This window comes from Actinomycetospora sp. C-140 (assembly GCF_054796175.1).
Genome location: NZ_JBTWNF010000017.1, coordinates 144,514 through 164,546 on the forward strand (window position 1 = coordinate 144,514; position 20,033 = coordinate 164,546).

Sequence of the window (20,033 nt, forward strand, 5' to 3'; positions counted from 1 at the left end):
TAGACCACTCACCCACCGCGCCGGCCCCGGGGCAGCGCGCGCACCAGCGGCAGCACCCGGTGGGGCACCCGCTCGGTGAGCGCGATCTCGGTGCGGGTGCGCTCCACGCCCGGCGTGCCGATCATCCCCTGGACCACCTGTTCGAGGTGGGCGTTGGTCCGCGCGACGACCTTGGCCCAGAGGTCGCCGTCGCCGGTGATGCTGTGGACCTCGACGACCTCGGCCACCTCCTCCAGGCGCTGGGCGACGTCGTCGAGCCGGCCCTGGGTGATGTGCAGCGTGACGAAGGCCTGCACGTCGTAGCCGAGCGCACCCGGGTCCACGTGCGGGGCGAAGCCGACGATCACCCCGCGCTCCTGGAGCCGGAGGAAGCGCGCCTGCGCGGTGCCACGCGCGATGCCCAGGGCCCGCGCGTGCTCGCGCAGCCCCACCCGCGGGCGTTCGAGCAGGGCGAGCAGCAGCGCCCGATCGAGGTCGTCGAGGTCCACGAGGTCGTCCAATGGCCGAAGCGGATCAGTCAGGCCCGGTACAGAGTGGGCCAATGGCCTAGTTGCTGAGGACAACAGTAGACCACTGGCGAGTAACTCCCTAGCTTTGCGTCCACCGCGAACACGCGTGGATCCGGCCGCCGGAGACCACCCACTCCGAGCCGCTCCGCCGAGGAGGTCCGCCATGACCGTCGACGTCCGCCCGCCCGCACTCGACGTGCCCCACGGCGACGACGGGGAGCCCCGCCGGCCGATGACCCTGCGCGACCGCTACACGCTCGAGGCCGGCCGTGTGCACCTCACCGGCGTCCAGGCCCTCGTGCGCCTGCCGCTCGACCAGCACCGTGCCGACCTCCGGGCCGGCCTGCGCACCGGCGGCTACGTCTCCGGCTACGAGGGCTCGCCGCTGGCCGGCTACGACCTCGAGCTCGCCCGCCAGCGCGCCCTGCTCACCGAGAACGACGTCGTCTTCGCCGCCGGGCTCAACGAGGAGCTCGCGCTCACCGCGGTCGAGGGCACCCAGCTCGCCGCGGCCACCGGCGGCCTGACCCGGGACGGCGTCGTCGGCTACTGGTACGGCAAGGCCCCCGGCCTCGACCGCGCCACCGACGCCCTGCGCCACGCGAACCTCACCGGCACCCACCCCCGCGGCGGCGCCGTCGCGTTCGTCGGCGACGACCCGGCCGCGAAGTCCTCGAGCGTGCCCTGCGCCTCCGAGGCCGCCCTCGCCGACATGGCCGTCCCGGTGCTCTTCCCCGCGGACTCCCAGGACGTCCTCGACCTCGGCCGCCACGCCGTCGCCCTCTCCCGGGTGAGCGGGCTGTGGACCGCGTTGAAGATGGTCACCGCGGTCGCCGACGGCTCCGGCACCGTCGAGGTCGACCCGGACCGGCTCGCGATCGTCACCCCCGACCTCACGATCGACGGCCGCGAGTACGTCCACACCCCCTCGGCGACCCTGCTCCAGCCGAAGCTCGGCCCGATCGAGCGCGACCTCTACCGGGCCCGCCTCGAGATCGCCCGCCGCTACGCCGCCGCCAACGGGCTGAACCGGATCCTCGGGCACGGCACCGCGCGGATCGGCGTCGTCGCCGCCGGCAAGAGCTGGCTCGACCTGCGCCAGGCCCTCGACACCCTGGGCCTCGACGACGCCGAGCTGGAGCGTCGCGGCGTCCGGCTCCTGCGCGTCGGGATGCCCTGGCCGCTCGAGCCCGGGATCGTCGAGCGCTTCGCCGAGGGGCTCGACGAGATCGTCGTCGTCGAGGAGAAGCGCGCCTTCCTCGAGACCCAGATCAAGGAGCTCCTCTACGGCCGCGCGGACGCGCCGCGGGTGTACGGCAAGCGGGGACCCGAGGGCATGCCGATGTTCCCCGAGGCCGGCGACCTCGACCCCGACGTCGTCGCCCGCCGCGTCGGCGAGCGTCTCCTCGCGCACGGCGACGTCCCGAGCGTCCGCGCGTGGCGCGACGAGAAGGCCCGCCGCAGCCGCATCGACCTCTCGCTGACGCCGGTCGCGGGCGCGCAGCGCACGCCGTTCTACTGCTCCGGCTGCCCCCACAACACGTCGACCACGGCGATCCCCGACGGCTCGCTCGTCGGCGCCGGCATCGGGTGCCACACGATGGTGCTGCTGATGCCCGAGGAGCAGGTCGGCGAGGTCACCGGCCTGACCCAGATGGGCGGCGAGGGCGCGCACTGGCTCGGCATGGCCCCGTTCGTCGAGGCCGACCACTTCGTCCAGAACATGGGCGACGGGACGTTCCACCACTCCGGCTCGCTGGCCGTCCGCGCCGCCGTGGCCGCCGGCTCGCACCTGACCTTCCGCCTGCTGCACAACGGCGCCGCCGCGATGACCGGCGGGCAGGACGCCGTCGGCGCCCTGTCGATGCCGGCGCTGACGCAGTCGCTGATGGCCGAGGGCGTCACGAGGATCATCGTCACCACCGAGGACCGGTCGCGGTACCGGCGCGTGCGCCTGGCCAAGGGTGTCGCCGTCTGGGACCGCTCGCGCTACGAGGAGGCCCAGCGCGTCCTCGCCGACACCCCCGGCGTGACCGTTCTGATCCACGACCAGGAGTGCGCGGCCCAGAAGCGGCGCAAGCGCAAGCGCGGCACGCTCGCCGACCCGTCCACCCGCGTCATGATCAACGAGCGGGTCTGCGAGGGCTGCGGCGACTGCGGGCAGACGTCGAACTGCCTGTCGGTGACGCCGGTCGACACCGAGTTCGGCCGCAAGACCCGCATCCACCAGGCGTCCTGCAACAAGGACTACTCCTGCCTGGACGGCGACTGCCCGGCGTTCCTCACCGTCGAGCCGGGGGCGGCGGCGGCACCGCCTGCCCTCGCCTCGTTGGCGGCCGACGCCCTCCCGCGGCCCCGGTCGGTCGTGGACACCGAGGCCTTCACGATCCGCCTCGCCGGCATCGGCGGGACGGGCGTGACCACGGTGTCCCAGGTGCTCGCGACCGCCGGCCTCACCGCCGGGCGCCACGTCCGCGGCCTGGACCAGACGGGGCTGGCCCAGAAGGGCGGCGCCGTCATCTCCGACATCAAGATCAGCCGGTCGGCCCAGGACGCCGCCGGGCGGGCCGCCGAGGGCGAGTGCGACCTCTACCTCGGCGCGGACCTCCTCGTCGCGGCCGAGCCCGCGAACCTCGCCACCTGCGCCTCTTGGCGCACCGTCGCCGCGGTGTCGTCGGCGAAGGTGCCGACGGGCGCGATGGTCGTCGACCCGACGGTCACCTTCCCGGACCCGGACGCCGTCCTGCGCCGCATCACCGACCGCGTCCGGCGCGACGTCGGGATCGTCGTCGACGCCCGCGCGCTGGCCGACGCGCTGTTCGGCGACGACCAGTTCGCGCTGACGCTGCTCGTCGGCGCCGCGTTCCAGGCCGGCGCGCTGCCGCTGCCGGCGGAGTCCATCGAGGAGGCGTTCACGCTCAACGGCGCCGCCGTGGTGACGAACCTCCAGGCCTTCCGCCGCGGGCGTCAGTCCGTCGCCGACCCCGAGGCGTTCGCGCAGGTGGTCGCGCTGGCCACCGCCACGGGTCCCGACACCGGCGTCCCCGGCCTCACCGAGCGCGGGGAGGCCGAGGCCGCGGAGATCGTCGCCGCGATCGGCGCGCCCGCGGGCAGCGAGCTCGAGCGCCTCGTCGGCATCCGGGTGCCCGAGCTCGTCGCCTACCAGGACGCGTCCTACGCGCGGCAGTACGCGGACGTCGTCGCCGGCTGCGTCGACACCGACCCGCGCCTCGCCGAGGCGATCGCCTCGGGCCTGTACAAGCTCATGGCGTACAAGGACGAGTACGAGGTCGCGCGCCTGTCGCTCGACCCCGCGCTCGACGCGTCGGTGCGTGCGCAGTTCGGCGACGGCGCGCGCTACGCCTGGAAGCTGCACCCGCCGGTGCTCCGGGCCGCGGGCATGCAGCGCAAGATCACGCTGGGCCGCTGGTTCCGGCCGGGCTACCGCACGCTGCGCGCGATGCGCCGCCTGCGCGGCACGAAGCTCGACCCGTTCGGCGTCGCGGAGGTCCGCCGCGTCGAGCGGGAGCTGGTGGCCGAGTACCGCGCGTTGGTGCCGACACTGCTGGCGATGGCCGACGCCGAGCGGGCGGCGGAGATCGCCGCCCTGCCCGACATGGTCCGGGGCTACGAGCAGATCAAGCTCGACAACGTCGCCCGCTACCGCGCCCGCCTGGCCGAGCTGCTGGGCTGACCGACCTACGTGAGCGAACTTTGGTGCTATCGCACCGAAGTTCGCTCACATGAAGGTGACCACCGGCTCGACCGCCACGGGGGTGGCGAGGCTGTTGGCGATGTAGCACTCCTTGTGGGCCAGCTCGACCAGGCGCTCCACGCGCGGGACGCTCGGGCCCGGCGCCACCGTGATGTGCGGGCGCAGCACGATCGCCGCGATCCGCGCCGGGCCCTCGTCGTGCGACATGGTCGCCTCGGCGTCGTCGCGGTAGTCGGTGACGTCGATCCGGGCCCGGGCGGCGATCGCGAGGAACGACAGCAGCTGGCAGGACGCCGCCGCCGCGAGCACCAGCTGCTCGGGGTCGAGCAGGGCCGCGTCCCCGTGCAGCGACGGGTCGTTGGAGAGCTCCAGCGCGGTCGCCGCGGGCGGCGCGGAGACGCGGTGCGCGCGCACGAAGCCGTCGTAGCCGAGGCCGGTCGAGCCCGACCAGGTGCACGTCGCGCGGTAGCGGTGGGTGCCGTCGGGGTCGGTGGTGAAGGCCATGGTCAGGGCAGCTCGTAGTCGAGGGTCAGCAGCTCGTGGGCGAGGATCCCGGTGCCCTGCAGCCCGGCGAGCCCGCCGGTGCCCGACCCGGCGACGACGTAGGCCCACTGCCGCAGCTCCTGGCCGTCGCCGCCCGCCGCGCCGTGCTGGAGCACGAAGCTGCCGGCCCGGCCCTCGAGCTCGCCGACCACGCGCTCCTGCGCGAGGTAGGCGGCACCGCCCTCCCCTTGGGTGGTGAGGAGCTCCGCCACGGAGGTGCCCACCAGCGGCCCGGTGTAGGTCTTGCGGACCAGTGCCCGACCGGTCGCGGGGCCCCGGCCCTCGGGCTCGGCCAGGGCGTCACCCTCGGCCGGCTCCCAGACGTCGATGGTGAAGGCGCTCTCGAGGTGTGTGGTCACCCGCGCATCCTCGCGTGCGCGAGCTGACACCCGTTGTCAGGGACCCGTCAGCTCGTCCGCGATCCCGCGCAGCCGGCGCCGCGCCAGCGCGTCGTGGGCCTGGGGGTCGGGCTCGGCCTCGCGGAGGCCGTTGTAGTAGCGGCCCGTGACCCCGGCGAGCTCCGGGTCGACCGCGAGCCGTGCCGTCGCCTCGACACCCTCGGCGATCGTGCTGATCGGCGACGGCACGATCTTGGTCGGCATGTAGGTGGCCGGGTGCAGGGCGGTCGCGGTGACGATGTCGGGGTCGAGCTCCTCGGCGAGGTCGAACGCGTCGAGGATCTGCGCGAGCTTGCTCTGGCAGTACGCCCGCCAGCCCGAGTAGTCGCGGCGCAGCATCAGGTCGTCGAAGTCCAGGGCCGCCTGCCCGGCCGACGAGACCATCACGATCCGCGCCGCGTCGCCGTCGGCGCCCGCGGCCCGCAGGGGCCCGAGCAGCCGGCGGGTCAGCAGGTGGCCCGCGAGGAAGTTCACCGCGAACCGCAGCTCGTGACCGTCGGCGCTCTCCTGGCGCTCGCCGCCGCCGGGCACGTCCGCGCCGATCCCGGCGTTGTTGATCAGCACGTCGAGGCGCGGGTGGTCGGCGGCGACCCGGTCGGCGAGCTCGCGCACCTGCGCGAGCTCGGCGAGGTCCGCCCGGTACCAGGACAGGGCCTCGTTGCCGGTCTCCCGCCGGATCTCGTCCAGCGCGGCCTTGCCGCGCTCGTCGTCGCGGCCGTGCAGCAGCACCGCGTGGCCCCGGCCCGCGAGGTCGTGGGCCAGGGCCCGGCCGAGGCCGTCGGTGGCGCCGGTGACGAGGACGGTGCGCGCGGTGTCCGCCATGCTCAGGGTCGGTCGGTGCGCTGGCTCGGGTAGCGCGTCGCCGACTGTGGGCCGTAGTACTGCGGCTCCGGGAACGGCTGCGTGCGGCCCGGGATGCTCGTCTGCTTGCGGACCTGGCGCACCGCGGAGTCGATGTGCTTGCGGTACCGGCCGCCGGTGCGGCTGTCGACGAAGGCCGCCGCCTGGTCGGCGTACTTGTTGACCTTCTCGGGGTTCTGGCGGGCGTACCGCCGCGCGGCGGCGACGGCGGCGCCGACGGCCGCGACCCTGCGCATCAGTGCCATGGGGTCACCTCTCTCGTTGCGGTGGGCGTCCTTTCCTGCTTACCACGTCTCGTGGTGTCAGGAGCGACGTCACGATTGGTGTCACGCGTGGTGCTCGGCGCGGTGCTCGCCGAGGAGATCGAGCCCGAAGTCGTGGCCGGGGTCGCGCCACACGGAGTGCGCGTGGTTCACCCCGCGCTGCGTGTGGTCCCACTCCGCGAGCAACCGGGGGCCCTGGAGACGGTAGTAGTGCGGCTGGCCGCGCTCGGCCCCGCCGGCCCAGGCGAAGGCGACACCGTCGAGGGCGTCCCCGTCGAACCGGGCCCGCTCGCGCTCGACGACGCCCGGCGGCATCCGGCCGACGTAGGTCTCCAGCACCGCGCGCAGCATCCCGCGCTGGTCGGCGGTCATCTCGGACGCCGGCAGCCCGCGGGGCGTCGCGGTGAGCTCGGTGGCCGACCGGTCGGTCTCGGTCACCCCGAGCTGGCTCTCGAGGCCGTCGTGCATCGACCAGAGCCGGTCCTCGAGGTCCTGCGCGAAGTGCCCGCGCCAGATGTCGGGCAGCGGGATCAGGCGGTCGCCGGGGATCGGTCGCACGCGGTTGGCGCTGATGATGTCGGCGGGCGCGGTCGCCGTGAGCACCGCGCGCGAGCGCTGGTCGGCGTCCAGTGCGTGGAGCAGCTCGCGGGCGGAGTCCTCGATCCCGCCCAGCGGTCGCAGCTCCCGGCCCCCGAGCAGCGGCGAGACCGCTGGGTCGGCCCCGAGGAAGCACGGGCTGCCCGCGGCCGCCTCGCCGTCGAGGACGAGGTGGTGGACCGACACGTGGTGCCCGCCGAAGCGCCACGACCAGGGTCCGTCGCCGGTCGGGTCGCCGAAGACCCGCAGGTAGTACATGCCCGGGTCACGTCCGCGGTCGCGGGCGAACCCCGTGGTGAAGCCCTCGGTGCGGTCGAGGACGTTCTCCAGGCCCATGATCGTCGAGGCGGTGACGTACCCCTCCTCCGACAGTCCCGTCGCCAGCAGCCGCATCGCGGCGCGGTGCTGGTGGGGACGCTGCTGGTGGACGGTGAGGCCGCCGTGGTCGGTCGGCGTGTAGAACCACCGCACCCGCTCGGCGTCGGCGGCCTTCGAGCCCGGCCACTCCCAGGCGGCGACCGCCCGCTGCTCCGCGTCGAGCGTGTCGATCCACGCCGCGGCCGCCTCGGCCATCGCCGAGGCGACCGTGCGCGGAGAGGGGCCGCCGGAACTCATGGTCGAGCTCCGCTGCGCTCCGTCTCCCGCGTCACTTGATGCGCTGCAGCTGCGTGATCGTCAGGCCGTCGGCGCCGCCGACGAGGTACTCGTCGAGCTTGCCGGCGAACTCCACGAGGTGGCTGTTGGCCATGTGCGACTCGAGGTGGCCCGGGCTCTTCCAGTTCTCGTAGAAGTAGAACGTCCCCGGGTCGTCGACGGCCACGTGCAGGTCGTAGTTGACGTTCCCGTCCTCGGCCAGGGTGGGGGCGACGAGCTGCTCGAGCTCGGAGCGCAGCTGCGCCTCCTTGCCGGGCAGGGCTTTCATGTGGGCGATCACGGTGAGCAGGGTGCGGTCGTCTTCGGTGGGCGTCGGCACAGCGGGGCCTCCTGGGGTCGACGGCGGCGTCGTCCACCACCTACCCGAGGGCCGGTGGTGTCACGCGTCACGGGCGCTCAGTCGCGGCGGGATCCCGGGGTGTCGTCGTCCTCGCTGCGCGACCCGGTGCCGTCCTCCTCGTCGGAGATCGACGGCTCCCGCTCCTCGACGACCTCCGCCTCGTCGGTGTCGTTCCCGGACCCGTCGTCCCCGGAACCCGACGTCGACCCGACCGCCGCCTCGGCACCCGTGTCGTCGCCCGTCGACGACGGCCCGCCGGAGCTGCCGTCGGGCGGCCCCGGGGTGGGCCCGGCCGACGCCGAGCGGCGGGGCCCGGGGGTGTTCGGCGGCGGCGCCGCCGGTGGGGGCGGGGTGTTGGTCAGCGTCCGCGACGCCCGGATCGCCGACCGGGCCCGGACCTGCTGGATGGCGACGAGGCCGCCGCCGAGCAGCACCGCGAGCACCCCGAAGACGGCGACGGCGGCCACCGTGGCGATGGCCCCCACGAGGATCGCCACGCCGCCGACGACCAGCCAGACCATGCCGATCGTGCGCATGGTCGCGATGGTCGGCGGCGGGTCCGGCGGCTCGGTCACCGTGTCGATCCAGGGGTCACGTCCGGTAGCCCGCCTTCGTGGCGCGGTCCAGCGAGGCCTGGACCTCCTTCTCGGCCGCGGCCCGCCCGACCCACTCGTGACCCTCGACCGTCTTGTCGGGCTCGAGGGCCTTGTAGACCTCGAAGAAGTGCTGGATCTCCATGCGGTGGTACTCGTCGAGGTGGTGGATGTCGCGCAGGTGCTCCAGGCGCGGGTCCTCGCTCGGCACGCAGAGCACCTTGTCGTCACCGCCGGCCTCGTCGGTCATGCGGAACATGCCGATCGCGCGGCTGCGCACCAGGCAGCCCGGGAAGGTCGGCTGCTGGATGAGGACGAGCGCGTCGAGCGGGTCGTCGTCCTGTCCGAGGGTGTTCTCGATGTAGCCGTAGTCGGCCGGGTAGCGGGTGGCCGTGAACAGGGTGCGGTCGAGCCGCAGCCGCCCCGTCTCGTGATCCATCTCGTACTTGTTGCGGCTGCCCTGCGGCACCTCGACCAGCACGTCGAACTCCACGCTTGCCCTCCCGGTGATCGGCGTGTGGGCCCGCCAGTGTGGCGGGCGCACCCGTGGCGAACCAGCCCACCCCTCGGCCAGGTCGCGGCTCTCCGATCGGTCGAGCTCCTGGTGCCCGTTGCGGCCGTGGCACGAACGGGGTACTCACCAGGGACGGGGGGTCTCCGGAGAGGTGGCGCGGTGGGCGTCTCGAGGCGGATCGACGCGTTCCAGCGCCGGCACCGGTGGGCCGCCCTGCCCGTGGCGGTGGTCTACAAGTTCGTCGACGACGAAGGCACCTACCTCGCCGCGCTGCTCGCGTACTACGGCTTCCTGTCGCTCTTCCCGCTGCTCCTGCTCGCGGTCACCGTGCTCGGCTACGTCCTGCACGGCGACCCCGCCGCCCAGCAGGCCGTGCTCACCTCGGCGCTGCGCAACGTGCCGGTGATCGGCGACCAGCTCCGCGACAACGTGCACACCCTCACCGGGAACCCGGCCGCCCTCGTGGTCGGCGTCCTCGTCGCGGTCTACGGCGCGCTCGGGGTCATGCACGCCGCCCAGCACGCGCTCGACCGGATCTGGTCGGTCCCGCGCGCGGAGCGCGCGAGCATCCACGCCGCCTACGGCAAGGGCGCCCTCGTGATCGTGATCGTGGGCATCGGGATGCTGCTCACCGCCGGGCTCTCGGCGCTGGCGACGACGGTGGGGGCGACGACAGGGCTCGGCACGCTCGTCGGCACCGTCGCCACACTCGCCGGCGTCGTCGTCAACATCGGCCTGTTCCTGCTGGCCTACCACCTGCTCTCGGCCCGGCCGGGCAACCTGCCCGACCGCTGGATCGCCGCCGTCGTGGCCGGCGTGACGTGGCAGCTGCTGCTCTCGATCGGCACCTGGCTCGTGGGCACCCGGCTGCAGGGCGCGAGCGCCACCTACGGGCTGTTCGGCATCGTGCTCGGCCTCATGGCCTGGCTCTACCTCGCCGGGTCGGTCTTCGTGCTCTGCGCCGAGCTGGACAGCGTGCTGGCCCGACGCCTGCTGCCGCGCAGCCTGTTCAGCATGTATCCCGAGGACCGCGACACCACCGCCGCCGACCGGCGCGCCTACGCCTTCTACGCGGAGTCCGAGCGGCAGAAGGACCACCAGACCGTCGACGTCACGTTCGACGGCGAGCCCGCGCCGGAGATCCCCGAACAGCGCGGCGCAGTGGAGCCGGAACCGGCCCCGGACCCGGCTCCGGACGCGCGACGGCCCGCGTCCCCCTGAGGAGGGCGCGGGCCGTGTCGGGCTCTGACCGGCTCAGGCCTGCTTGATCGCCGAGACGTCGAACTCGAGGCCGATCTTCTCGGACACGAGCACGCCGCCGGTCTCGAGCGCGGCGTTGAACGTGATGCCCCAGTCCTTGCGGTTGATCGTGGTGGCGCCCTCGAAGCCGGCGCGGACGTTGCCGAACGGGTCCTTGGCCAGGCCGGTGAACTCGAACGGGACGGTCACCGACTTCGTGGTGTCGCGGATCGTGAGGTCGCCGGTGATGTTGTAGGTGTCGCCGTCCTTCTCGACCGAGGTCGAGCGGAAGGTGATCTCCGGGTAGACGTTCACGGCCAGGAAGTCGTCACCCTGGACGTGACCGTCGCGCTGCTCCTGGCCGGTGTCCAGGCTGTTGGCGGCGATGACGATCTCGGTCGACGACAGCGACGCGTCCGCGCCGATCGTCGCGGTGCCGCGGAACTCGCCGAACGAGCCCCGGACCTTCGTGACCATGGCGTGGCGAGCGGTGAAACCGATGCGCGTGTGCGCGGGGTCGAGCTGGTAGTCGCCCGCGAGCTCGAGGGTCGGCGCGGCGGTCTCGGTCATCGTGTCCTCCGTGGGACTTGAAGCATCAACTTTCAACGCAGAGCCTAGCACTCACAGTTGAGACGTCAACTATTGGCCCGGACTGTGACGGCCGTCTCCGCGCGCCCGGTGCGCGGTCAGGCGAGAACGGTGTCGTCGTCACCGACGACGACGGCGCCCGGCCAGCGCGCCGCGAGGTCCGCGGCGAACGACGCGGCGCCCGTGCCCACGACCCGGATCACCAGGCGACCGCCGGCGAGCCCGGAGGCGCTCGCGGCGAAGCGCGCCAGGGCCGTCGGATCCCAGGCGGCGGCGGGGACGTCGAGGGCGACCCGCGCCGAGGTCGTCGCGAGCAGGACGGCGAGCGCCTGGGCGGTGGCCGGCCAGTGGTGGCGGGCCGGGGCGTCGGCGGCGGCGGGGACGACGAGCACGGTGGCGCCGTCGGCCTCGGCCGCGCGGGCCCGGTCGAGCATCGCGTCGAGGTCGCGGGATCCGCCCGCCGGCGTCACGAGGCCGTGGTCGACGGGGTCGAGGTGGACGACGCGGGGCGGGGCGACGGTGGTCATGACGGGGGAGCTCCTGGGGTGGTCGCGGGGGTCCGGCACGGGCGGACGGCGCCTGGCGACCGGCGCGAGGGATCCTCGGGGCGGTCAGGCGCCCCGGCGACAGAGCTCGTCGTACGCGTCGGGGCGACGGCTCGGCCAGAACCGCTCGAGCGTCTCCCCGGACATGCGGGCGAGTGTGCCCCCGGCCCGGGTGGTCGACAAGCGTTACCTTCGCCTCATGGCCGACCTCAAGCCCCGCAGCCGTGACGTCACCGACGGGATGGAGCGGGCCGCGGCCCGCGGCATGTTGCGGGCGGTCGGCATGCGCGACGACGACTTCGCGAAGCCGCAGATCGGGGTCGCGTCGTCCTGGAACGAGATCACCCCGTGCAACCTCTCGCTCGACCGCCTGGCCTCCGCGGCCAAGGAGGGCGTGCACCACGCCGGCGGCTACCCGATGGAGTTCGGCACGATCTCGGTGTCCGACGGGATCTCCATGGGCCACGTCGGCATGCACTACTCGCTGGTCAGCCGGGAGGTCATCGCCGACTCGGTGGAGACGGTCGTGTCCGCCGAGCGACTCGACGGGACGATCACGCTCGCCGGTTGCGACAAGTCCCTGCCCGGGATGCTCATGGCCGCCGCGCGCCTCGACCTCGCCTCGGTGTTCCTCTACGCCGGCTCGATCATGCCGGGCACCGTGGACGGCAAGGAGGTGTCGATCATCGACGCCTTCGAGGCGGTGGGGGCCTGCGCGCGCGGCCTGATCAGCCGGGAGAAGGTCGACGAGATCGAGCGCGCGATCTGTCCCGGCGAGGGCGCCTGCGGCGGCATGTACACCGCCAACACCATGGCCTGCGCCGCCGAGGCGATGGGGATGTCGCTGCCGGGCTCGTCGTCGCCGCCGAGCGCCGACCGCCGTCGCGACGGCTTCGCCCGTGCCTCCGGGGACGCCGTCGTCGGGATGCTCGCCCGGGGCCACACCGCCCGCGACATCATGACCCGCGAGGCCTTCGAGAACGCGATCGCGATCGTCATGGCGTTCGGCGGGTCGACCAACGCCGTGCTGCACCTGCTCGCGATCGCGCGGGAGGCCGGCGTCGAGCTGGTCCTCGACGACTTCAACCGCATCGGCGACAAGGTGCCGCACCTCGCCGACGTCAAGCCGTTCGGGCGCTGGATGATGAACACCGTCGACCGCGTCGGCGGCGTGCCGGTGGTCATGAAGGCCCTGCTCGACGCCGGACTGATCCACGGCGACTGCCTCACCGTCACGGGGAAGACGGTCGCGGAGAACCTCGAGGAGCTGCGCCCGGAGGGCCTCGACGGCGACATCCTGCGGCCGCTGTCGAACCCCATCCACCCCACCGGCGGGCTGACGATCCTGCGCGGCTCGCTCGCCCCCGACGGCGCGGTGGTCAAGTCGGCGGGCTTCGACACGGCGTCGTTCGAGGGCACCGCGCGGGTCTTCGACGGCGAGCAGGGGGCGATGGAGGCCGTCGAGTCGTCCGGTCCGGACGGACTGCAGCCCGGCGACGTCGTCGTCATCCGCAACGAGGGCCCCCGCGGCGGCCCCGGCATGCGCGAGATGCTGGCGGTCACCGGCGCGATCAAGGGCGCCGGTCTCGGCAAGGACGTCCTGCTGCTCACCGACGGCCGCTTCTCCGGGGGGACGACGGGTCTCTGCGTCGGCCACGTGGCCCCGGAGGCCGACCACGGCGGCCCGATCGCGTTCGTCCGCGACGGTGACAGCATCCGCCTCGACCTCGCCGCCCGCACCCTCGACCTGCTGATCTCCCCCGAGGAGCTCGCGGCCCGCGCGGAGGGCTGGACCACGCCGCCGCCGAAGCACCGCACCGGGGTGCTGGGCAAGTACGCACGGCTCGTCGGGTCGGCGGCCGAGGGGGCCGTCGTCGGGTTCGCGTGATTCGGCGCCGCTTCGCCGACCTGACCCCCGCCGAGCTCTACGACCTGCTCGCCCTGCGGGTGCGGGTGTTCGTCGTCGAGCAGGAGTGCGCCTACCAGGAGCTCGACGGCCGCGACGCGGTCGCCGAGCACGTGTGGACCCGCGGCCCTGGCGGCGAGGTCGCGGCGTACCTGCGCGTGAGCGACGAGGGCGGGGGCGTGGTGCGGCTGGGCCGCATCGTCACCGCGCCCGAGCGCCGCGGCACCGGCGCGGGGGCGGCGCTGATGCGGGCGGTGATGGCCGAGGTGGAGGGGCCGATCGTGCTCGGCGCCCAGGTGCAGGCGCAGGGGTTCTACGAGCGCCTCGGCTTCGCGGTCGACGGCCCCGGATACGACGAGGACGGGATCCCGCACGTGCCGATGCGTCGCCCCTAGCTCCCTCACAGGCGCTTCTCAGGACCCGGGCGGAGAGTGGGAAACGTGGAGATTCTGCTCATCCTGCTCGTCGTCGGCGGCCTGCTCGCCCTCGTGCTCACGCGGGGACGCGGGCGGGGGACCACGGCGGAGCACCAGCTCGGCGACGCCGAGGCGGAGGCCCGGCGCTGGTACGACCGTCTCGGCGGGCAGGTGCTCAACCTGACCGGCAGCGACGACCCCTCCAAGCAGGCGCTCGCCGACGCCGGCGAGCGGTACAACGCCGCCGGCTCGCAGCTCGAGCAGGCCAGGACCGCCCAGCAGTACCGGCTGGCCGGCGACACGGCGCTCGAGGGCCTCTACTACGTGCGCGCCGCGCGCACCGCGATGGGCATGGACCCCGGCCCCGACCTCCCCGGCTCGGCCGAGCGCTCCCGTGCGGGCACCCTCGGGGAGGAGCAGTCCGTCGACGTCGAGGGCCGCAGCGTCACCGGCTCGCCACAGCCCTCGGCGCAGAACAACCACTACTACCCCGGCGGCGTGGTCGGCGGCCGCCCCGTGCCTGCCGGCTGGTACTCCGAGCCCTGGTGGAAGCCGATGCTCCTCGGCGGCGTGGGCGCCTTCGGCGGGATGATGGTCGCGAGCGCGCTCTTCTCCGGCTTCGGCGCCGCCGCGATCGGCGGCGACGTGATGGCCGCCGACATGGGCGGCGGGTTCGACGGCGGCATGGACCCCGGGATGGACCCGGGGATGGACCCGGGCTTCGACGGCGGCGGGTTCGACGGCGGGGGCTTCGACTTCGGCGACTGGTGAGGCGGCGTCAGCGACCGAGCCGGCGCGTGCCGTGGGAGCCGTCGATCACCCACGCGACCAGGGCGTCGGCGCCCGCCGGCGCCCCGCCCTGACCGAACCGGGCGCGGCGCACCGACCCGTCGTCGCCGGCGACCGTCACCTCGTAGGCGAACCCGTCCGCGACCGCGCTCGGGGGACCGTCGACGAGGTCGCACCCGTCGACGAGCCCGGTGAGCGCCGCGGCCGCCTCCGGGTCCAGCTCGGCGGCGTCCACGTCGACGGTGAGGACCATCCCGGCCACCCCGCCGGAGCGGACCACGGTCACCCTCACCGCGGGTCCGCGGACAACCGGACCTTCACCGCCTCCCAGCCGCCGCGGACCGCGTCCTGCTGGGTCGAGCCCTCGCCGTAGCGTTCGCCCGCGACCGTGACGGTCAGCGCCGCGCAGGCCGCGAAGTCGGCGGTGGGGCGCAGGCGGCCGTCGGTGAGCACCGTGTACCAGACCGGGCCGACCGTCTCCCACGCGCGACCGCCGAGAGTGCGGGCGGCCTCGGCGAAGGCGCGGTTGGGGATGCCGGAGTTCACGTGGACACCGCCGTTGTCGTTGCGCGGGTCGTCGTCGACGGGGAGGTCGGCGTAGCCGTCCATGTCGGCGGGCTGGTCGTCGCCGCTGTAGGCCGTCCCCGGCGCGATCATGCTGCGCAGGGCGCCGCCGAGCGCGGGCTCGAGGGTGCCCTCGCCGATCAGCCACGTCGCGGACCGCGCGTCCTGCCCGCGCGCCCACTGGGCGACCATGCTGCCGAACACGTCGGAGAACGACTCGTTGAGGGCCCCGCTCTGGCCGCGGTACTGCAGCCCGGCCGCGAACTGGGTGACGCCATGGGTGAGCTCGTGGGCGACGACGTCGAGCGCCCGGGTCAGCGCGCCCGCGGCGAACACGCCGCCCCCGCCGTCGCCGTAGACCATCTGGTCGCCGGTCCAGAACGCGTTGTCGTAGCGCTGCCCGAAGTGCACCGACGAGACGAGGTCGAGCCCGCGGCCGTCGATCGAGTCGCGGGCGAACACGTCCCGGTAGAACGCCGCGGTGCTCGCCGCTCCGTCGAACGCCTCGTTGACCGCCGTGTCCGCGATCGGCGCGTCGCCCGTGCCCCGGACGCGGCGGCCCGGCAGCGAGCCCTCGTCGCCGCCCGCCATGTCGTAGACCGTGTTGTCCGGACCCGCCGCGGGCGCCTTCGCGGGCAGGAACGCCACGTCCGCGGGGGAGATCCCGAGCCTGCGCAGCGTCGGCCCCAGCGAGGACCGCCGCGAGCGCAGCGCCGCCGAGGTCAGCAGCGTGCGCAGCGCCGCGTCGCGGACCCGCGGATCGCCGCGCTCGGCCACGGCCAGCAGCAGCGACGGCGGGGCGATCTCGCAGCGGCAGCCGGACACACCGGTCAGTCTGCCCGAGACGACCGACACCCCCCGCCGTGCCACGGACGTCGTCGATCTCTGGGAGACTGGATCCCGTACGCGGCGCCGCACCGGCGCCCGTGGGTCGTCAGCGCACCGCGCACCACGCGGTCTCCCTCCCCCGATGGACGGGCCGACGCGCGCGGCCCCTGTTCCCCGTGGAGAGGTTCCCGACATCCCGACGACGTCTGCTCGTCCCAGCCCGACCTTCCTCGACCTCGGTGTCCCCCGCGCCGTCGTCGACGCCCTCGCCGCCGGCGGCATCACCGAGCCCACCCCCATCCAGCGCGCCGCGATCGGCGACGCGCTGACCGGGCGCGACGTGCTCGGTCGCGGCCGCACCGGCAGCGGCAAGACCCTCGCGTTCGGCCTGCCGGTGCTCACGCGCCTGCACGGCGGGCGCACCGTCCCGAAGCGCCCGCGCGGGCTGGTCCTGCTGCCGACCCGCGAGCTCGCGAGCCAGGTCCGCGACGCCCTCGCCCCGCTCGCCGAGATCCTCGGCCTGCGCCAGACCGTCGTCTACGGCGGCGTCGGGCAGGGCCGGCAGGCCGAGGCCCTGCGCCGGGGCGTCGACCTGCTCATCGCCTGCCCCGGCCGGCTCGAGGACCTCATCAACCAGGGCCTCGTCGACCTCGACCGCGTCGAGGTGACCGTGCTCGACGAGGCCGACCACATGAGCGACCTCGGCTTCCTGCCGGCCGTGCGCCGCCTGCTGCGGCGCACGCCCCGCGACGGGCAGCGCCTGCTGTTCTCGGCCACCCTCGACGGCGAGGTCGACCGGCTCGTGCGCGAGTTCCTCCACGACGCGGTGACGCACAGCGTCGACGCCGCCGAGGAGCCCGTCCCGGACATGACCCACCACGTCTTCACGGTCGACCCCGCCGACCGGACGGCGGTGGTGCACGAGCTCGCGTCCGGGCACGGGCGCAGCATGCTGTTCACCCGCACCAAGCACGCTGCGCGCAAGCTCTCCCGCCAGCTCACCGCGGCGGGCATCCCGGCCACGGAGCTGCACGGCAACCTGTCCCAGCCCGCCCGCGACCGCAACCTCGCCGGCTTCGCCGCGGGCGACGTGCGGGTGCTCGTCGCCACCGACATCGCCGCGCGCGGGATCCACGTCGACGACGTCGGTCTCGTCGTCCACGTCGACCCGCCCGCCGAGCACAAGGCCTACACCCACCGCTCCGGGCGCACGGCGCGCGCCGGGTCCGCGGGCGACGTCGTGACCCTGGTGCCGCCGGCCGAGCGCGCCGAGGTCGCGTCGATGACGCGGAAGGCCGGCATCAAGGCCAAGCCGGTGGACGTGGCGCCGGGCGCCCGCGAGATCACGGCCCTGGTCGGCGAGCCCGCACCCCGCGTGGCGCCCGAGGAGGGCCCGCCGTCCGCGGCCCGCAAGCCCGACCCGCAGCCCGCGGCCGGGAGCCGGTCCGGGGGCTCCGGTCGTGCGGGGCGCTCGGGCGGCCCGTCGCGGCGGGGCGGGTCCGGCGGCTCCGGCGGTCCCCGTGGCACCGGCGGCTCCGGTGGGGCTCCCGGCGGAGCCTCGGGTGGCGCGTCCGGCACCGGCCGGTCGGGTCGCCGTGGTGGCGGACGACGGGGCGGTGGCGGCGGGGCCGCCGGGGAGGCGGGCCGGGGGACGTCGCCGGCGTCCTCGCGCGGCGGTCGCCGTGCGCCGGCGTCCTCGGGGTCGTCGTCGGGGTCGTCCGGGTCATCGGGGTCGTCCGCATCGTCGGGCTCGTCGGGGTCGCCCCCGCAGCACTCGGCCGCGGCGCACTCCGCGCGTTCGAGCGCGGGCCGGGGACGCCGCCGCTGAGGTGCTACTCACCCTGAGTAGCTGATTTCTGGGCCGTTCGCGTGACGATTCTTGCCCTCTGCGGTCATCGCGGGCGACGCTGCGTTCACGCGCACGTTCGTGCGTGGCACCGTGCGTCGCGACCCGGAGGTCGTCGTGGGACCCACCTGGGGCATCTCCGGGCCGCTGTTCCTGCTCGTGTACGTGGTCCTGCTCGTGGCCGCCGCGATCGTCGGGCCGATGCTGCGACGGTCACTCGACCGACGCAGCGCCCGGGACCACGGCGAGGCCGCCGCACCGGACGCGAGCGTCGAGGACCTCGCGCTGCTCGCGGGCGGGCGGCGCCGGCTGGTCGAGGCGGCGATCGCGCGCCTGGTCGAGGGCGGCGTCCTGCGGGTCTCCACCGATCGCCGGCTCGGGTTCACGGGCCGCCCCCCGATCGGTGAGCTCGACGAGACCGTCGTCGGCGCGGTCGAGGCGCGCCCGTCCACCACCGCCGGGATCGTCGCCCGGACCACGCCGTCCGCGGCGGTCCGCGACCTGGAGACGGGCGCGCAGCGCCGCGGCCTGCTGCACGACCCCGCCGCCGTGCGCCGGACGAAGACGATCGGCACCATCGCGGCGGTCGCGGTGTTCGTGCTCGGCGTCGCCCGGGTGGCCGCGGGCATCGCGCGGGACGCCGCCGTCGGCGTCCTCGTGGTCCTGGTCGTGGTGGCCGCCGTCGTCTCGTTCACGACGCTCTTCGTCTCGACCCGCCGCGTCACGCCCCGCGGCACGGCGACGCTGTCGCAGGCCTGGTCGCGGGAGATGCAGAGCCGCACCGGCGGGGCGCCGGCGCACGGGCGCGCTCCCGGTGCGGTCCTCGCCGGCTCGCTCGGGGTGGCCGGGCTCGTCGCGGTCTTCGGGCTGTCGTCGTATCCGGACCCGCAGCTCGCCGGGCTGCTGGCCGCGCCCGTCGGTGGCGGGGGCGGCGGGTGGGACGGCGGTTCCGACGGCGGATCGTCGTGCGGCTCGTCCTGCGGGGGCGGCGGCGGTGGTTGCGGCGGCGGAGGCGGCGGGGGTTGCGGCGGATGACCCCGACGTCGGACGCGCCGACGCTGCCGGGCGGTCCCGTCGGGGTCGGCATCGGCTGGCGCCGCGAGATCGACCTGACCGTCGAGCGCCTGCCGGGCGTCGACTTCGTCGAGGTCGTGGCCGAGGACCTGGACCCCCACGAGCTGCCGGCGTCACTGGGCGTGCTGCGCGACCGAGGCCTGCCGATGCTGCCGCACGCGGTGTCGCTGTCGCTCGGGGGCGCCGAGCCGCTGCGCCACGACCGCGTCCGGCACCTCGCCGCCGTGGCCGACGCCCTCGGCGCGCCGATGGCCAGCGACCACGTCGCGTTCGTGCGGGCCGGCGGGCTCGAGTCGGGCCACCTGTTGCCGGTGCCGCGCACCCGGGAGGCGCTCGCCGTCGTCGTCGACAACGTCCGTGCGACCCAGGCCGAGCTGGGCGTGCCCCTCGCGCTGGAGAACATCGCGCCGCTGCTGGCGTGGCCGGACGACGCGATGACCGAGGGCGCGTTCCTGGGCGAGCTCTGCGAGCGGACCGGGGCGTGGCTGCTGCTCGACGTCGCCAACCTGCACGCGAGCGCGGTGAACCTGGGCCAGGACCCGGGCCAGGTGCTCGACGAGCTGCCCCTGGAGCGTGTCGTCTACGTGCACGCCGCGGGCGGGGTCGAGCGCGACGGCGTCTACCACGACACCCACGCGCACCCCCTGACCGCGCCGGTGCTCGACCTGCTCGACGAGCTCTGCGCGCGCCGCCGCCCGCCGGCGGTGCTGCTCGAGCGCGACGACCGCTACCCGCCCGACGACGAGCTCGCCGCGGAGCTGGCGGCGCTGCGGTCGGTGCACGCGCGGGTGCGGGCGTGAGCCGCGAGGGCCTCGCGGCGCGCCAGGCCGCGCTGCTCGCCGCGCTCGTCGCCGACGGCCCCGCCCCGCCCGGCTTCGACCCCGCGCGCCTGGCCCTCGAGGCCGACGCCCTGCGCGCGAAACGGCGCCGGCTGCTCCTGCGTCTGTTACCCGGGGAGATCCACGAGCAGCTAGGGGGCGATCTCGTCGGGCGCGTCGACGGCTGGGTCCGGACCCACGCCCGGCGCACCGGGACGTCGCTGCACGACGAGGCGACGGCGTTCGTCGACCTCCTCCGCGCCGCCGACCTCGTCGCCCCGGCCTCGCGCCGTCGTCGGGGCTGGCGGGGTTTGTCAGCCTGGCGTCCACGCTGACGTTCAACGTCAGGAAAGCCACCTCGATCATGCGGCCCGGACACGACGACGCCCGCGGCACCGGGTGGTGCCGCGGGCGTCGGGATCGCTGATCACCA

The 20,033-nt window shown here is 74.8% G+C and carries 22 protein-coding genes; 9 read left to right on the forward strand and 13 right to left on the reverse strand.

The window, feature by feature from the left end; all coding sequences use genetic code 11:
* Positions 1 to 8: 8 nt before the first annotated feature.
* Positions 9 to 500: an Lrp/AsnC family transcriptional regulator gene (locus tag ACR9E3_RS25155; RefSeq protein ID WP_460383422.1), complete on the reverse strand. Its 492-nt coding sequence runs from the start codon at positions 498 to 500 to the stop codon at positions 9 to 11.
* Between the two features lie 172 nt (positions 501 to 672).
* On the opposite strand from ACR9E3_RS25155, the gene ACR9E3_RS25160 reads away from it, so the two are divergent.
* Positions 673 to 4,203, forward strand: a complete 3,531-nt coding sequence (locus tag ACR9E3_RS25160; RefSeq protein WP_460383423.1) for an indolepyruvate ferredoxin oxidoreductase family protein — start codon at positions 673 to 675, stop codon at positions 4,201 to 4,203.
* A gap of 45 nt (positions 4,204 to 4,248) precedes the next feature.
* On the opposite strand, the gene ACR9E3_RS25165 is transcribed toward ACR9E3_RS25160, so the two are convergent.
* The 8 genes from ACR9E3_RS25165 to ACR9E3_RS25200 form a co-directional block, all read right to left on the reverse strand.
* Complete coding sequence (locus ACR9E3_RS25165; protein ID WP_460383424.1) at positions 4,249 to 4,728, reverse strand: OsmC family protein; 480 nt, start codon at positions 4,726 to 4,728, stop codon at positions 4,249 to 4,251.
* Positions 4,729 to 4,730: 2 nt separating this feature from the next.
* Positions 4,731 to 5,126: a DUF3224 domain-containing protein gene (locus ACR9E3_RS25170; protein WP_460383425.1), complete on the reverse strand. Its 396-nt coding sequence runs from the start codon at positions 5,124 to 5,126 to the stop codon at positions 4,731 to 4,733.
* A 36-nt stretch (positions 5,127 to 5,162) separates the two neighbouring features.
* Complete coding sequence (locus ACR9E3_RS25175; RefSeq protein WP_460383426.1) at positions 5,163 to 5,987, reverse strand: SDR family NAD(P)-dependent oxidoreductase; 825 nt, start codon at positions 5,985 to 5,987, stop codon at positions 5,163 to 5,165.
* Positions 5,988 to 5,989: 2 nt separating this feature from the next.
* Complete coding sequence (locus tag ACR9E3_RS25180; RefSeq protein WP_460383428.1) at positions 5,990 to 6,271, reverse strand: antitoxin; 282 nt, start codon at positions 6,269 to 6,271, stop codon at positions 5,990 to 5,992.
* Between the two features lie 81 nt (positions 6,272 to 6,352).
* Positions 6,353 to 7,501, reverse strand: a complete 1,149-nt coding sequence (locus ACR9E3_RS25185; RefSeq protein WP_460383429.1) for a DUF3500 domain-containing protein — start codon at positions 7,499 to 7,501, stop codon at positions 6,353 to 6,355.
* 31 nt (positions 7,502 to 7,532) lie between these two features.
* Positions 7,533 to 7,859 carry a putative quinol monooxygenase gene (locus ACR9E3_RS25190; RefSeq protein ID WP_460383430.1) on the reverse strand — a complete coding sequence of 109 codons (327 nt, stop codon included), beginning with the start codon at positions 7,857 to 7,859 and terminating at the stop codon, positions 7,533 to 7,535.
* Positions 7,860 to 7,936: 77 nt separating this feature from the next.
* Positions 7,937 to 8,455 carry a hypothetical protein gene (locus ACR9E3_RS25195; RefSeq protein WP_460383432.1) on the reverse strand — a complete coding sequence of 173 codons (519 nt, stop codon included), beginning with the start codon at positions 8,453 to 8,455 and terminating at the stop codon, positions 7,937 to 7,939.
* 16 nt (positions 8,456 to 8,471) lie between these two features.
* Positions 8,472 to 8,966, reverse strand: coding sequence for an inorganic diphosphatase (locus ACR9E3_RS25200; protein WP_285652145.1), 495 nt, complete (start codon positions 8,964 to 8,966; stop codon positions 8,472 to 8,474).
* 180 nt (positions 8,967 to 9,146) lie between these two features.
* On the opposite strand from ACR9E3_RS25200, the gene ACR9E3_RS25205 reads away from it, so the two are divergent.
* Positions 9,147 to 10,208 (forward strand): YihY/virulence factor BrkB family protein, encoded by a 1,062-nt coding sequence (locus ACR9E3_RS25205; RefSeq protein ID WP_460383433.1) that lies wholly within the window; start codon positions 9,147 to 9,149, stop codon positions 10,206 to 10,208.
* A gap of 33 nt (positions 10,209 to 10,241) precedes the next feature.
* Here the strand turns inward: ACR9E3_RS25205 and ACR9E3_RS25210 are convergent, their stop codons facing one another.
* Positions 10,242 to 10,796, reverse strand: a complete 555-nt coding sequence (locus ACR9E3_RS25210) for a YceI family protein (RefSeq protein WP_460383434.1) — start codon at positions 10,794 to 10,796, stop codon at positions 10,242 to 10,244.
* Between the two features lie 116 nt (positions 10,797 to 10,912).
* Entirely contained in the window at positions 10,913 to 11,341 is a 429-nt protein-coding gene (locus ACR9E3_RS25215; protein ID WP_460383435.1) for a hypothetical protein, read from the reverse strand.
* A gap of 217 nt (positions 11,342 to 11,558) precedes the next feature.
* On the opposite strand from ACR9E3_RS25215, the gene ilvD reads away from it, so the two are divergent.
* From ilvD to ACR9E3_RS25230, 3 genes are read left to right on the forward strand one after another with little or no spacing between them, the layout of a single operon-like run.
* Positions 11,559 to 13,247, forward strand: a complete 1,689-nt coding sequence (ilvD, locus tag ACR9E3_RS25220; RefSeq protein WP_460383437.1) for a dihydroxy-acid dehydratase — start codon at positions 11,559 to 11,561, stop codon at positions 13,245 to 13,247.
* On the forward strand, positions 13,244 to 13,660 hold the full coding sequence (locus tag ACR9E3_RS25225; RefSeq protein ID WP_460383439.1) for a GNAT family N-acetyltransferase: 417 nt from the start codon (positions 13,244 to 13,246) through the stop codon (positions 13,658 to 13,660). The genes ilvD and ACR9E3_RS25225 overlap by 4 nt, the downstream gene beginning before the upstream one ends.
* A gap of 45 nt (positions 13,661 to 13,705) precedes the next feature.
* A complete protein-coding gene (locus tag ACR9E3_RS25230) occupies positions 13,706 to 14,452 on the forward strand; it encodes a hypothetical protein (RefSeq protein WP_460383441.1) in 747 nt (248 codons plus the stop codon).
* 7 nt (positions 14,453 to 14,459) lie between these two features.
* Here ACR9E3_RS25230 and ACR9E3_RS25235 read toward each other — a convergent pair whose 3' ends face one another.
* Positions 14,460 to 14,762 (reverse strand): protealysin inhibitor emfourin, encoded by a 303-nt coding sequence (locus ACR9E3_RS25235; RefSeq protein ID WP_460383442.1) that lies wholly within the window; start codon positions 14,760 to 14,762, stop codon positions 14,460 to 14,462.
* Complete coding sequence (locus tag ACR9E3_RS25240) at positions 14,759 to 15,859, reverse strand: M4 family metallopeptidase (RefSeq protein WP_460383443.1); 1,101 nt, start codon at positions 15,857 to 15,859, stop codon at positions 14,759 to 14,761. Before ACR9E3_RS25240 ends, ACR9E3_RS25235 begins: the two co-directional genes overlap by 4 nt.
* Before the next feature lie 145 nt (positions 15,860 to 16,004).
* Between ACR9E3_RS25240 and ACR9E3_RS25245 the strand changes: the two genes are divergently transcribed.
* From ACR9E3_RS25245 to ACR9E3_RS25260, 4 genes are all read left to right on the forward strand, one after another.
* Positions 16,005 to 17,690, forward strand: a complete 1,686-nt coding sequence (locus tag ACR9E3_RS25245) for a DEAD/DEAH box helicase (protein ID WP_460383444.1) — start codon at positions 16,005 to 16,007, stop codon at positions 17,688 to 17,690.
* Between the two features lie 135 nt (positions 17,691 to 17,825).
* Positions 17,826 to 18,743 carry a TIGR04222 domain-containing membrane protein gene (locus ACR9E3_RS25250; RefSeq protein WP_460383445.1) on the forward strand — a complete coding sequence of 306 codons (918 nt, stop codon included), beginning with the start codon at positions 17,826 to 17,828 and terminating at the stop codon, positions 18,741 to 18,743.
* Entirely contained in the window at positions 18,740 to 19,582 is an 843-nt protein-coding gene (locus ACR9E3_RS25255; RefSeq protein ID WP_460383446.1) for an MbnB/TglH/ChrH family RiPP precursor modification enzyme, read from the forward strand. The genes ACR9E3_RS25250 and ACR9E3_RS25255 overlap by 4 nt, the downstream gene beginning before the upstream one ends.
* On the forward strand, positions 19,579 to 19,935 hold the full coding sequence (locus tag ACR9E3_RS25260; protein WP_460383447.1) for a hypothetical protein: 357 nt from the start codon (positions 19,579 to 19,581) through the stop codon (positions 19,933 to 19,935). The genes ACR9E3_RS25255 and ACR9E3_RS25260 overlap by 4 nt, the downstream gene beginning before the upstream one ends.
* The last annotated feature ends 98 nt before the right edge of the window (positions 19,936 to 20,033 follow it).